Source organism: Micromonospora sp. D75 (genome assembly GCF_018070405.1).
In the GTDB taxonomy this organism is placed as follows: domain Bacteria; phylum Actinomycetota; class Actinomycetes; order Mycobacteriales; family Micromonosporaceae; genus Micromonospora; species Micromonospora chalcea.
Map to the genome: position 1 here is coordinate 1 of NZ_JAGPXV010000117.1, position 12,006 is coordinate 12,006.

The 12,006-nt window shown below is 75.4% G+C and carries 13 protein-coding genes; 8 read left to right on the forward strand and 5 right to left on the reverse strand.

Translation table 11 applies throughout. The annotated features are described in order from the left end of the window. Positions 1-55: 55 nt before the first annotated feature. Both KBX39_RS10130 and KBX39_RS10135 read right to left on the reverse strand, forming a co-directional pair. Positions 56-448: a WhiB family transcriptional regulator gene (locus KBX39_RS10130; protein ID WP_030503699.1), complete on the reverse strand. Its 393-nt coding sequence runs from the start codon at positions 446-448 to the stop codon at positions 56-58. Positions 449-660: 212 nt separating this feature from the next. Next, positions 661-1,368, reverse strand: coding sequence for an SOS response-associated peptidase (locus tag KBX39_RS10135; protein ID WP_210870179.1), 708 nt, complete (start codon positions 1,366-1,368; stop codon positions 661-663). 102 nt (positions 1,369-1,470) lie between these two features. On the opposite strand from KBX39_RS10135, the gene aroA reads away from it, so the two are divergent. The 5 genes from aroA (at position 1,471) to KBX39_RS10160 (ending at position 6,531) form a co-directional block, all read left to right on the forward strand. Continuing rightward, entirely contained in the window at positions 1,471-2,772 is a 1,302-nt protein-coding gene (gene aroA / locus KBX39_RS10140) for a 3-phosphoshikimate 1-carboxyvinyltransferase (RefSeq protein ID WP_064447938.1), read from the forward strand. A gap of 162 nt (positions 2,773-2,934) precedes the next feature. Next, entirely contained in the window at positions 2,935-3,870 is a 936-nt protein-coding gene (rsgA, locus tag KBX39_RS10145; protein ID WP_069087349.1) for a ribosome small subunit-dependent GTPase A, read from the forward strand. Between the two features lie 55 nt (positions 3,871-3,925). Next, positions 3,926-4,618: a DUF6348 family protein gene (locus KBX39_RS10150; RefSeq protein ID WP_043328492.1), complete on the forward strand. Its 693-nt coding sequence runs from the start codon at positions 3,926-3,928 to the stop codon at positions 4,616-4,618. 68 nt (positions 4,619-4,686) lie between these two features. Then, entirely contained in the window at positions 4,687-5,505 is an 819-nt protein-coding gene (gene hisN / locus KBX39_RS10155) for a histidinol-phosphatase (protein ID WP_113974687.1), read from the forward strand. A 60-nt stretch (positions 5,506-5,565) separates the two neighbouring features. After that, positions 5,566-6,531, forward strand: a complete 966-nt coding sequence (locus tag KBX39_RS10160; protein WP_176722743.1) for a hypothetical protein — start codon at positions 5,566-5,568, stop codon at positions 6,529-6,531. Here KBX39_RS10160 and KBX39_RS10165 read toward each other — a convergent pair. Beyond that, positions 6,414-7,682: a glycosyltransferase gene (locus KBX39_RS10165; RefSeq protein WP_064447891.1), complete on the reverse strand. Its 1,269-nt coding sequence runs from the start codon at positions 7,680-7,682 to the stop codon at positions 6,414-6,416. The two genes, KBX39_RS10160 and KBX39_RS10165, sit on opposite strands and share 118 nt — an antisense overlap. Before the next feature lie 194 nt (positions 7,683-7,876). On the opposite strand from KBX39_RS10165, the gene KBX39_RS10170 reads away from it, so the two are divergent. From KBX39_RS10170 to KBX39_RS10180, 3 genes are all read left to right on the forward strand, one after another. Next, entirely contained in the window at positions 7,877-8,875 is a 999-nt protein-coding gene (locus KBX39_RS10170) for an SDR family oxidoreductase (RefSeq protein ID WP_210870181.1), read from the forward strand. 80 nt (positions 8,876-8,955) lie between these two features. Beyond that, the gene (locus tag KBX39_RS10175; RefSeq protein ID WP_244206160.1) at positions 8,956-9,603 is read left to right on the forward strand and encodes an ATP-binding protein; all 648 of its coding nucleotides are present in this window, start codon (positions 8,956-8,958) and stop codon (positions 9,601-9,603) included. Positions 9,604-9,683: 80 nt separating this feature from the next. Continuing rightward, positions 9,684-10,256, forward strand: a complete 573-nt coding sequence (locus KBX39_RS10180; RefSeq protein WP_043328485.1) for a DUF5709 domain-containing protein — start codon at positions 9,684-9,686, stop codon at positions 10,254-10,256. Here KBX39_RS10180 and KBX39_RS10185 read toward each other — a convergent pair whose 3' ends face one another. Then, positions 10,257-10,889, reverse strand: a complete 633-nt coding sequence (locus KBX39_RS10185; protein WP_176722742.1) for a response regulator transcription factor — start codon at positions 10,887-10,889, stop codon at positions 10,257-10,259. 11 nt (positions 10,890-10,900) lie between these two features. After that, positions 10,901-12,006, reverse strand: a 1,106-nt coding sequence (gene macS / locus KBX39_RS10190; protein ID WP_247660047.1) for a MacS family sensor histidine kinase, incomplete at its 5' end; no start/stop codon positions are given.

The window sequence follows — 12,006 nt, forward strand, 5'->3', positions numbered from 1 at the left end:
CGGGCCGAACCGGTCGTCGCCCGGGGCCCGCGGACGGGCCACGGGCGACGAGGGATCAGCTCAGCGGCACCAGGGTGAGCAGGCGGTCACGCACCGGCGGGCCGGCGTCGTCGATCGCGTCCGGGTCGGGCTGGACCTCGCTGCGCCAGGCCACGAGCATGGCTCGGCGCTCGCGCGGCGTGGTGCCGCCCCAGACGCCGTGGCAGTCGCCCACCTCCAGCGCCCAGGCCAGGCAGGAGCCCTGGACGTCGCACGTGCGGCAGAGCGCCACCGCCGCGTCGGCCGGCTCGTTCGGCGCCGGGAAGAACGTCTCCGGATCGACGTTCTGACAGGTGCCTCTGGTGCGCCACGCCTCGTCCTGGCGTCGTTCGTGCAGAGCCCGCAGCAGTCGTGGGTCGCGCCGTGCCGCGGCGACCTCGTGCGGGCGGGGCATGCGTGCCCGTGTCAATACACCCACCTCCCCCGTGGGACCGGCAGAGATCTTTCAGCAAGATCGATGGGTGTCGTCGCCCCGTGCGAACCAACGCCCATCACCGGCGCTGTGTTCTATCGCATTCGCATACGTAAGGACAAGAGTCTTCAATGAAACTGACTGAACGTCCGGGCGACTTTTCCGGCGCAACCCCGGCAAACGGGGCGCGTCGATGTGGCGGAGCGTGATCAGAACAGGGTGGGCCCGGAGACCGCCTCCACGCCCTCCGGAGACACCCGCGCGATCAGCTCGGGACCGTCGTTGCGGACGTCGCCGACCGCCCGGGAGACCGGGCGGATCTCCAGCCCGGCGAGCAGGCCGGCGTCGGGCGGCGCGAGCAATCCGGCCGGGTCGTCGGCGGGGCCGAGCCAATCCGCCCAGCGATCCGGCGCCAGCAGCAGCGGCATCCGGTCGTGCACCTCGGCCAGCTCGCCGACCGCAGCGGTGGTGAGCACGCTGAACGTGAGCCGGGCCACCCCGGCCGACTCCCACACCGACGAGATGCCGGCGAAGGCGAGCACCGAGCCGTCCCGGGGCGTCATGAAGTAGGGCTGCCGCCCGCCACCGGCGAGCCGGACCCACTCGTACCACCCGTCGGCCGGCACCAGGCACCGGCGCCGGGCGAACGACGGCGCGTACGCCCGGCTGGTCGCGACCGTCTCGGCCCGCGCGTTGATCATGCGGGCGGCGCCGGCGGCGCTGCGGGACCACCCCGGCAACAGCCCCCAGCGGCCCAGGGAGAGCAACCGGTGCCCCTCCGGAGCGAGCCGGACCAGCGGCACCGGATCGGTCGGGGCGACGTTGAAGTCCGGCGCCACCCCGCCGGTCTCGTCAGCCGAGGAGAACAGCGCGCTCAGGTCACCGGCGCTCCGGGTCGTGGCGTACCTCCCGCACATGGCGCCCACGCTAGCCCCATCCGGACGTTTCGGCTGTCCCGCCCAACGGGAGCAGCGGCCACGGACGGTTCCACCGGGCCGGGAACTTGGCAGAATGTGACCGTGGGGAATCCGATCGCTACCCGTCAGCCGCAACCGTGGACCGCGCCGACCGCCAGCGACCCGGTCGCCGCGACACTGCGCCTGCCCGGCTCCAAGTCGATGACCGCCCGGGCCCTGGTGCTCGGCGCGCTGGCCAGCGGGCCGTCGACACTGGCCCGGCCGCTGCGCGCCCGGGACACCGAGCTGATGGCCGGCGGCCTGCGCGAGCTGGGCGCGCACATGTCCATCTCCGACGACGACCGCTGGCTGGTCCGCCCGCATCCGCTCGCCGGGCCGGCGCACGTCGACGTCGGCCTGGCCGGCACGGTGATGCGCTTCCTGCCGCCGGTGGCGGGGCTGGCCGCCGGCCGGGTCACGTTCGACGGCGACCCGCACGCCCGCACGCGCCCGCTCGGCCCGCTGATCGGCGCGCTGCGGGCGCTCGGCGTCCGCATCGACGCCCCGCCGACGGGCAGCCTGCCGCTCGTCGTGCTCGGCGCCGGGCAGGTGACCGGCGGCGACGTGGTCATCGACGCCTCCGCGTCCAGCCAGCTCGTCTCCGGGCTGCTGCTCGCCGCGCCCCGGTTCGACCGGGGCGTGGTGGTCCGGCACCAGGGTCCCCCGGTCCCGTCCGCGCCGCACCTGCGGATGACGGTGCAGATGCTGCGCGCCGCCGGCGCCGCGGTGGACGACACCACGCCGGACGTCTGGGCCGTCGAGCCGGGCCCGCTGTCCGGGCGGGGCTGGGAGATCGAACCCGACCTCTCCGGCGCCGCGCCGTTCTTCGCCGCCGCGCTGGTCACCGGCGGCGAGGTGACGTTGCAGGACTGGCCGCGCAGCAGCCTCCAGCCGGTCGAGCGGCTGCGGGAGCTGCTGCACCGGATGGGCGGCGAGGTGACGCTCGGCACCGACGGCCTGACCGTGCGGGGCACCGGCACGGTACGCGGGCTGGACGCCGACCTCTCCGACGTCGGCGAGCTGACCCCGGTGCTGACCGCGCTCACGCTGCTGGCCGACGGCCCGTCCCGGCTCACCGGCATCGGCCACATCCGGGGCCACGAGACCGACCGGGTCACCGCACTCGCCAAGGAGTTCACCGCGCTCGGCGCGGACATCACCGAAACCCCCGACGGGCTGGACATCCGGCCCCGCCCGCTGCGCGGCGGGACGTTCCGCACGTACGCCGACCACCGGATGGCGCACGCGGCGGCGGTGGCCGGGCTGGCCGTCCCCGGCATCGAGGTCGACGACGTGGCGTGCACCTCCAAGACCATGCCGGAGTTCCCGGCACTATGGTCGGGGATGGTGACCGGCAAGAACTGACAGCGGGGGGACGTCCTGGCGACGAAGCGGCGCGAGTACGACGAGGACGACGTCCGGGTCCGACCGGGCCGGTCGTCGCGGCCGCGTCCGCGCACCCGCCCCCGGCACGCCGACGCCGTCGACGGGTTCGTCATCGCCGTCGACCGGGGCCGCTACACCTGCGTGCTGCCCGGGGCCGGGCCGGATGCCCCGCTCGTCACCGCCATGCGCGCCCGCGAGCTGGGACGCAAGTCGGTGGTGGTGGGTGACCGGGTGGGTCTGGTCGGGGACACCTCCGGCGCGCCGGGCGCGCTGGCCCGGATCGTGCGCATCGCCGAACGGACCTCGGTGCTGCGGCGTACCGCGGACGACGACGAGACCACCGCCGAGGGGCGGCTGGAACGGGTGGTGGTGGCGAACGCCGACCAGTTGGTGATCGTCAGCGCGCTCGCCGACCCGCCGCCGCGTACCGGGTTCATCGACCGCTGCCTGGTGGCCGCGTACGACGCCGACATCGAGCCGCTGCTCTGCCTCACCAAGGCCGACCTGGGCGGCCCGGAGGCGGTGCTCGGCTACTACACCGAGCTGGAGCTGCCGTACGTGCTGATCCGCCCGGACTCCGACCTGGCCGCGCTGCGGGCGCTGCTCGCCGGCCGGGTGTCGGTGATGGTGGGCCACTCCGGGGTGGGCAAGTCGACGCTGGTCAACCGCCTGGTCCCGGACGCCGAACGCGCGGTGGGCACGGTCAGCGCGATCGGCCGGGGCCGGCACACCTCGACCAGCGCGGTGGCGTTGCGGCTGCCCGCCGAGCCCGGCGCCGACGGCGACACCGGCTGGATCGTCGACACCCCGGGGGTACGCAGCTTCGGGCTGGCCCACGTGTCCGCCGAGAGCCTGCTGCACGGCTTCCCGGACCTCGTCGAGGCGACGGTGGACTGCCCGGCCAACTGCCCGCACACCGCCGACGAGGCGGACTGCGCGCTGGACGCCTGGGTGGCCGCCGGGAAGGCGGACGCGCGCCGGCTCGCCTCGTACCGGCGGTTGCTGGCCTCCCGCAGCGGCGAGGGCGACCCGCGCGAGCCGGAGCGCAACCCCGGCGATCCGCTCGCCGGGTCCTGACCGGCGTCGCCGGCCGGGCCCACGGCGCCGGGCCTCACCGGTACGCTGACCCACCATGATCGATCCCCGGCCGACCCCACGGCCTCTGCCCGCCGAGCGGGTGCTGGAGCTGGCCGCGCCGATGCTCGCCGAGGTGGGTGGCGAGTGGCGGATGACCGACGGGCCGATGCTGCGGTCGGGATCGCTGGGCGTCCGGGTCCTTCCGCCGGACAGCGACGACTACCGCCACCTGGACCTGGAGCTCCTGCTGAACGCGGACCGGCCGGACGTGCCGACGATCGTCGACTGCACGCTCGGCCTGGCGGCCGACCCGGTCGAGGCGGCCCGTCAGGCGATCGGGGCGTGGATCGAGACCTGCCTGGTGACGGTCCTGGAGATGATCGAGCAGCGAGGGCGGCTGGCGAGCCACTTCAGGTCGGGCGACAAGGGCGGGTTCGCCGGCTGGCATGCGATCGTCGGCGGCGTGACCGGATGGTCCGCCGACGGATCGCAGCACAAGCAGGAGTGGTTCGCCGAGGCGATGCCGTGGTCGACCCTGGCGCCGGTGATCGCGGCCGGGCTGGACCGTCCACATCTCAACGGCGTTCGCATGCTGGTCGGCCAGGGTGGCGACGTCACCGAGTGCGAGGTGCGGATCAACGGCCGGCGGCACGAGCCGTCCGCCGCCGCGCTCGCCGCTCTGGACTGGCCGCGCACCGACCGTTTCGGCCTGGCACGCACCTTCGTCCTCCTGGTCGGCCCCGACTGAGGCGGTGACAGCGCTCGGGTGACGCCCCGACGACCGACGGTCGTGGTCACGCCACTAGCGTGTCCGTCATGACCGGGTACGCCGACGATCTCGCCCTCGCCCACCTGCTCGCCGACGCCGCGGACGCGGTCTCCTCGGCCCGGTTCCGCGCGCTGGACCTGCGCGTCGAGTCGAAGCCGGACCTGACCCCGGTCTCCGACGCGGACACCGCCGTGGAGCGGGAGATCCGCGCGCTGCTGGCCACCCACCGTCCCGGCGACGGCCTGCTCGGCGAGGAGTACGGCGAGCAGCCGCCGGCCGGGCCGGACGGGCGGCGCTGGGTGATCGACCCGATCGACGGCACGAAGAACTTCGTCCGGGGCGTACCGGTCTGGGCCACGCTGATCGCGCTGCTGGAGCACGACCGGCCGGTGCTCGGCCTGGTCTCCGCCCCGGCGCTGGCCCGCCGCTGGTGGGGCGCGCTCGGCGCGGGCGCGTTCGCCGGCGCCGGACCGGCGGACGGCACGCCGATCCGGGTCTCCGGCGTCACCGCGCTCGGCGACGCGAGCATCTGCTACTCGTCGCTGACCGGGTGGGAGCAGGCCGGCCGGCTGGACGCGATCCTCCAGCTCATGCGGGACACCTGGCGCAGCCGCGCGTACGGCGACTTCTACGGTTACATGCTGCTGGCCGAGGGCGCGCTGGACGTGATGGTGGAGCCGGAGCTGTCGCTGTGGGACATCGCCGCGCTGGTGCCGATCGTCACCGAGGCGGGTGGCGTGATCACGGATCTGGCCGGCCGGCCGGCCCCGGCGGGCGCGGACTCCGCCGACATCAGCGCCGTGGCCAGCAACGGCGCGCTGCACGACGACATCCTGGCCCGGCTCGGCCGTCCAGCCGAGCGCTGAACCGGGAAGAGCCTCTATCCTCGCCAGGTGGTTTCCTCCGGTTGGTGCTTCCTGGCAGCGATGATCGTCGCGTACGGCTTCGCCAACCTTCTCCAGTCGGTCGCCGCGGCGCGGACAACCGTGCACCACACGTTCGACCCGGGGCTGCTGCTGCGCCTGGCCGGGCACCGGACGTACCTGATCGGCCTGACCTGCCAGGTGGTCGGCTTCGTGCTGGCGTTCCTGGCCCGCCGCGACCTGCCGCTGTTCCTGGTGCAGGCGAGCGTGGCGGCCGGGCTCGGGGTGACCGCCGTGCTCGGCGTGCTGGTGCTCAAGTGGCGGTTGCCGGCCGCCGAGGTGGTGCTGCTGGTGCTGCTGTTCGCCGGCATCACCGCGCTGGTGCTGTCGGCCCAGCCGGCGCCGTCGCGGCAGCTCGGCACCGCCGGACTGGTCGGCCTGGCGGTGGCGGTGTTCGCGATCGCCGGGTCCGGGTTCTTCGCCGCCCGGCTGCACGGCGCGCTCGGGTCGGTGGTGCTCGGCTCGCTGGCCGGGATGGCGTTCTCCGCCGCCGCGGTGGCGGCCCGCCCGCTCGCCTCGGCCGGATCGGTGGAGGCGTTCGTCCGCGACCCGCTGCTCTACCTGCTGATCGTGCACTCGGTCATCGGCCAGCTGCTGCTCGGCCTGGCCATGCAGCGCGGGTCGACCACGGCGGCGGTGGCCGCGATGGACGCCGCCGGGGCGGTGCCCGCGGCGATCGTCGGCCTGCTGCTGCTCAACGACAAGATCTGGCCCGGCCGGGAGTGGCTGGCCGGTCTGGGCTTCCTGGTCACGCTCGCGGCGGTGGTCGGCCTGACCCGGTACGCCGAACCGCAGCACCACCACGCCAGCGCCCGCCAGAAGGCGATAGTGGGCGCCGGGATGGTGCCGGTTCAGGCCGCCTCGACCGGTCCCCGTTCCGAGACGGCCACCTCGACCGGCGGCGTCACCTCGACCGGCGTCGGCTCGATCGGCGTGGCCGGGCGGCGACGCCCGATCACCCGCTCGTAGAGACGTTCCAGCGCGGCAGCGGTACGTTCCCACGTGTAGCTGCACCGGACCCGGTCCACCGCGGCGTGCCCGTACGCGAACCGCCCGGCGTTGTCCGACAGCAGCCGGCGCAGCGTGACCCCGAGCGTGCGTACGTCACCGGGCGGCACCAGCTTGCCGGTCACCTCGTCCACCACCGCGTCGGCGATGCCGCCCATGGCGTAACCGACCACCGGCACGCCGCAGGCCATCGCCTCCAGCGACACCCGCCCGGCCGACGCGTAGTGCGGCGTGCAGGCCACCACGTCGGCGGAGCGGTACCAGGTCGCCATCTGGTCGTGCGGCACCGCGCCGACCAGCTTCACCTGCTCCGCCACCCCGGCCCGCTCGGCCAGCTCCCGCAGCCGGCGCGCCTCGGCGTGCCCGTCCAGCCGCTCGGCCGGCGGGCCACCGGCGATCACCAGCTCCGCGTCGCCGACCAGCCGCATCGCCCGGATCAGGTCGTCCTGCCCGTGTCCGGGGGCGAGCCCGCCGACGGAGAGGATCCGGGCCCGCTGGTCGCGGGGCGCCGCCTCGCCGTCCGGATGGAACTGGCCGGTGTCCACCCCGGTCGGCACCATCGCCACCGACGTGCGCTGCAGGCCCATCCGGGTCAGCTCGTCCACCTCGTCGTTGCACTGGGCCACCGCCACGTCCACCGCCCGGGTCAGCGCCCGTTCCAGCGGGATGCGCTCGCCCGGGCCGCCGTACCGGGGCCCGAGGTGCCGCAGCTGCTCCACGCCGAGCGAGTGGAACGTCTGCACCACCGGGATGTCCGTGGCGCGTACCGCGTGGGCGGCGGCCAGCCCGCCGACCCAGTAGTGGCCGTGCACCACGTCGGGGGTCCAGTCACCGGCCCACTGCCCGGCCAGCCAGCGGCCGTACTCGGCGACGAAGGGCACCAGCTCGGCGGTGGAGAGCACGTCGGGGGGGCCGACCGGCACACGTTCCACCCGGTAGCCGTCGAGTTCGGTCAGGGCGGGCTGGGCGGCGGCGGCACGGCGCTCGTACACGCGGACGTCGTGGCCCCGGGCGGCGAGTTCCGCCGCCACGCGCGCAATGTGCTCCTGCGTCCCGACGGTGGGACCGTCGGTGGACGAGCCGGCGTGCGCGCATACAAGGCCGACGCGCATGGTGCACCTCCATGCGTTTCTCGCGTAGCGGGGTCTCCGGTCAGAGCGTCCCATTAACCCAGGTCCGGCGCGCCCAAACCTGGCAGATCGGGGTCACCGGGCCACCGCTGTCCCGCGAGCGGGACGGCCGACCGAACCCGATCACCGTCGAAATCGGTCGGCATGACCGGGCGGCCCGGGGGTACCGCCAAAGGATGCCGCTAGCCCGCAGCCTCTCCGACGCAACGGTCGTCATCACCGGCGCCTCCAGCGGGATCGGCGCGGCGACCGCGTACGCGCTGGCCCAGCGGGGCGCCGACGTGGTGCTCGCCGCCCGGACCGGGTCGGCGCTGCGCCGGGTGGCGGCGAGCTGCCGGGAACTGGGCGGACGGGCCCTGGTGGTGCCCACCGACGTGACCGACCCGGAGGCGGTGGAGCAGCTCGCGGCGCGGGCGGTGGCCGAGTTCGGCCGGATCGACGCCTGGGTCAACAACGCCGCGGTCGGCACCGTGGGACTGTTCGACGAGATCCCGGTGGCCGAGTTCCGCCGGGTGGTGGACGTGAACCTGCTCGGGGCCGTGTACGGGACACGCGCGGCGCTGCCCTGGCTGACCGCCGCCGGTGGCGGGGTGCTGGTCAACAACGCCTCGGTGCTGGCCGAGGTGGCGATGCCGTACCAGTCGGCGTACAACGCCACGAAGCACGCGATCCGCGGCCTGGCCGACACGGTCCGGCAGGAGCTGCGGGTGACCGGGCGGGGCAACATCTCGATCTGCACGGTGCTGCCGGCCACCATCGACACGCCGTTCTTCCGGCACGCGGCCAACCACACCGGCCGGGAACTGACCCCGCCACCGCCGGTGTACCCGCCGGAGATGGTCGCCGAGACGATCGTGAAGCTGCTGCGCCGGCCCCGGCGGGAGGCGTACGCGGGCGGCGCGGCCCGGCTGATCGGGCTCCAGTGGCGGCTCGCCCCGGCGCTGGCCGAGCGGGTGATGGGCTGGTACACCGCGCGCACCCAGTTCGGGCCCGGCGTACGCGCCGACTCCACCGGCGCCGTCTTCACCCCCGGCGCGGCGGCGGAGCGGACCGACGGCTGGTCCGGGCGGCGGGGTCAGTTGCTGCGGCTCACCGCGGCCGTCGGTCTGGCGGCCGGCACCGCTGTCGGCACGGCGGCGGCGATCAGCCGCCGGTCCCGGACGGGCCGGCCGTGAGTCCCGCCGACCGGACCGGTGCGCGGGCGGCGGCCGAGGTGCACAATGGGGCGATCATGCCGACGGATGCGCGTTGCCTGGTGGAGACCGACGATTCCTCCGCGAGAGTCCGGCTGACCGGCGTGCTCGACCGGGCCGAGGTGGAGGCCGTGCGGGACGCGCTGCTGGCCCGGCTGTGGCAGCGCCCCGGCCTGCTGCTCGTGGACCTGTCCGGGGTGCGTATCGCCGACCCGCTGGCCCGCGACGCGCTGGACGAGGTCTGCCGGGCGGTGTCCGACTGGCCGGCCAGCGAGATGCTGCTCGACCCGGACGCCACGCCGCCGGACCCGCCGCCGGACCCGCTCGGCGTCGAACTGCCCCCGGTGGTCGAGGCCGCGCGCGAGGCACGGTCGCTGGTCTCCGCCGGGTGCCTCCGGTGGGGCCTGCCGGAGCTGGTCGAACCGGCCTGCATCGCGGTCACCGAGATGGTCAACAACGTGGTGGCGCACGCGCTGACCCCGATGACGCTCCGGCTGGCGCCGCGCGGCAACGCGCTGCACGTGGCCGTCCGCGATCACTCGGCCGGGCAGCCCGCGTACGCGGGTCCGGCGGCGGCGGACGCGCTGGGCGGGCGCGGGCTGCTGCTCATCGACACGGTGGCCCGGCGCTGGGGCAGCACTCCGCTGCCCGACGGCAAGGTGGTGTGGTGTGTGTTGTACGTCGAGGACGAGGCGGCGGTCCGCAACTGAGGCGCCCTTTCGCCCTGTTGCTCCCGATCCACCCGGCCGGTTGCGGTTAGGGCGGGGAGCGCAGTGGGTAGTTCCCGAGCATGCGCGACGACGAGTACCCCACCCCCGTGTCCGATCCCGAGGCGGCGGGCCTGCCCGACACCGCCGACGACGACTCCACCGCCAACGACGACGTGCTGACCGGGCGCGAGGCGGACGGCCCCGAGCCGGCCCAGCTCCCCGGCGACCGCACGCCGGTCGCGGTGGACGAGTTCGGCACCACGGCGGAGGAGCAGCTCGACGGCGAGTCGCTGGACTACAAGCTCCAGCGCGAGCAGTACGAGCGTCCCGCCGACGACCCGCTGGCCGGCCCGGTCGACCCGGACATCGCCGCCGAGGCGGACAGCGAGGAGGCCGCCGCGCAGGCCCAGCTCGACGCCGACGTGATCGACCCGGGCCCGGTGTCCGACCCGGACTCCCCCGTCTCCGTGTACGACCACGGTCAGCTCGGCACCGTCGCCGACCACCAGGTGGGCCGGCTGGTCGAGCCGGACGAGGGCGCGCACACCGACCAGGAGACCGACAACGTCGCCTACGACGCGGGCGCGGCCGGTGGCGGGGCCAGCGCGGAGGAGCTGGCGGTGCACGAGACCCGCCCTCCGGACGCCCGCTAGCTAGCCGTCCAGGCCCCGCTCGATGGCGTACCGGGTCAGCTCGACCCGGTTGTGCAACTGGAGCTTGCCCAGGGTGTTCTGCACGTGGTTCTGCACGGTCCGGTGGGACAGGCCCAGCCGGTCGGCGATCTGCTTGTAGGACAGCCCCTTGGCGACCAGGCGCAGCACCTCGGTCTCCCGCTCGGTGAGCCGGGGTGCGTCGTCGTCCGGGGCGGGCGGCGCCGCGGCCAGCCGCCGGTACTCCCCCAGCACCAGCCCGGCCAGGCCCGGCGTGAACACCGGCTCGCCGGCCGCCGTGCGGCGCACCGCGTCCAGGAACTCCGCCGGGGCGGCCGACTTGACCAGGTAGCCGGTGGCGCCGGCCTTGACCGCGTCCAGCACGCCCTGCGGCTCGCCGCTGGCCGAGAGCATCAGCACCCGCACCTCGGGCAACGCCGCGCGCAGCCCCCGGATCACCTCGACGCCGGAGATGTCCGGCAGCTGGAGGTCGAGCACGACCAGGTCGGGGCGGGCCGCCGCGGCCACCCGTACCGCCTGCCGCCCCTCGCCGCTGGTCGCCACCACCTGGTGACCCGCCTCGGTGAGGTCGCGGGCCACGCCCTCGCGCCACATCGGGTGGTCGTCGACCACCATCACCCGGATGCTCACCCGCGGCTCCTCGGCACGATCAGCTCGATCTCGGTGCCGGCGCCCGGCGCGGACGCGATCCGCACCTCGCCGCCCAGGTCGGCCACCCGGCCCCGGATGGACTGCGCCACCCCGAGCCGCCCCTGCGCGGCGGCCTCCGCCAGCCGCCCGTCCGGGATGCCCGGCCCCTCGTCGCGTACCGAGACGGTCACCGTCTCCTCCTCGTCCTCGATCAGCACCCAGGCCCGGCCACCGGCGTGCCGGGCCACGTTGTCCAGCGCCGCGCCGACCGCCGCGCCCAGCTCACCGGCGGTCCGCGCGGGCAACGGCACCGGGGTGGCGGGCGCGGACACCACGACGGTGGCCGAGGCGTACCTGTCGATCAGGTCGCGCAGGTCCTGCTCGGCCCCGGCCGGGTCCGGCGGCGCGCCCGCCCGGCCGATGAGCGCCCGCAGCGCGGCCTCCTGCTCGCCGGCCAGCCGGGCCAGCTCGGCCGCCTCGCCGTCCAGGTCCGCGCCGCGCCGCCGGACCAGCGCGAGCACCTGGAGCACGGAGTCGTGGATGTCCCGGGCCAGCCGCTCCCGTTCCCGGGTCGCCGCCTCCAGTTCCACCGCCCGCTGCAACCGCTCCTCCGCCTGCACCGCCAGCCGCGCCACGTGCCCGACCACCACACCGGCGAGCAACATCAGGATCGCCCCGGTCAGCGCGGACGGGCTGATCCGGTCCCGGGTGGCGAGGTCGGCGCCGCCGAGCACCAGCGCGGCCACCGCGCCGCGCCGCCGCCCGCCGGAGACCGCCCAGGCGAGCACCGGCCCGGCCAGCCAGGCGGCGGTCAGCATCGGCACGCCGGCGGCGAGCGCCGCGCGCCCGACCACCCAGGGCGTGACCAGGATGATCGCCAGCACCACGCCGAGGTCGGCCAGCAGCAGCGGCCAGCGCCGCCCGGCCGGGCGGCCGTAGCCGGCCGCCGTCACGCCGCTCCAGGCCAGCATCGCCAGCAGGACGCCGCCCGCGGCGACCGGGTGCGCGTAGCGGTCCGCGTCGCGCAGCACGACCAGCCCGACGTACGCGAGCGCGGCGAACCGGAACACCGCGATGGAGCGCCAGAACGGGCCCTCGAGGC

What these genes read in the sequence shown, in the direction of transcription:
- KBX39_RS10135 (WP_210870179.1), bottom strand. Translation starts at nt 1,368, where the DNA reads ATGTGCGGGAGGTACGCCACGACCCGGAGCGCCGGTGACCTGAGCGCG.
- KBX39_RS10150 (WP_043328492.1), top strand. Translation starts at nt 3,926, where the DNA reads ATGATCGATCCCCGGCCGACCCCACGGCCTCTGCCCGCCGAGCGGGTG.
- hisN (WP_113974687.1), top strand. Translation starts at nt 4,687, where the DNA reads ATGACCGGGTACGCCGACGATCTCGCCCTCGCCCACCTGCTCGCCGAC.
- KBX39_RS10160 (WP_176722743.1), top strand. Translation starts at nt 5,566, where the DNA reads ATGATCGTCGCGTACGGCTTCGCCAACCTTCTCCAGTCGGTCGCCGCG.
- KBX39_RS10165 (WP_064447891.1), bottom strand. Translation starts at nt 7,682, where the DNA reads ATGCGCGTCGGCCTTGTATGCGCGCACGCCGGCTCGTCCACCGACGGT.
- KBX39_RS10170 (WP_210870181.1), top strand. Translation starts at nt 7,877, where the DNA reads ATGCCGCTAGCCCGCAGCCTCTCCGACGCAACGGTCGTCATCACCGGC.
- KBX39_RS10180 (WP_043328485.1), top strand. Translation starts at nt 9,684, where the DNA reads ATGCGCGACGACGAGTACCCCACCCCCGTGTCCGATCCCGAGGCGGCG.
- KBX39_RS10185 (WP_176722742.1), bottom strand. Translation starts at nt 10,889, where the DNA reads ATGGTGGTCGACGACCACCCGATGTGGCGCGAGGGCGTGGCCCGCGAC.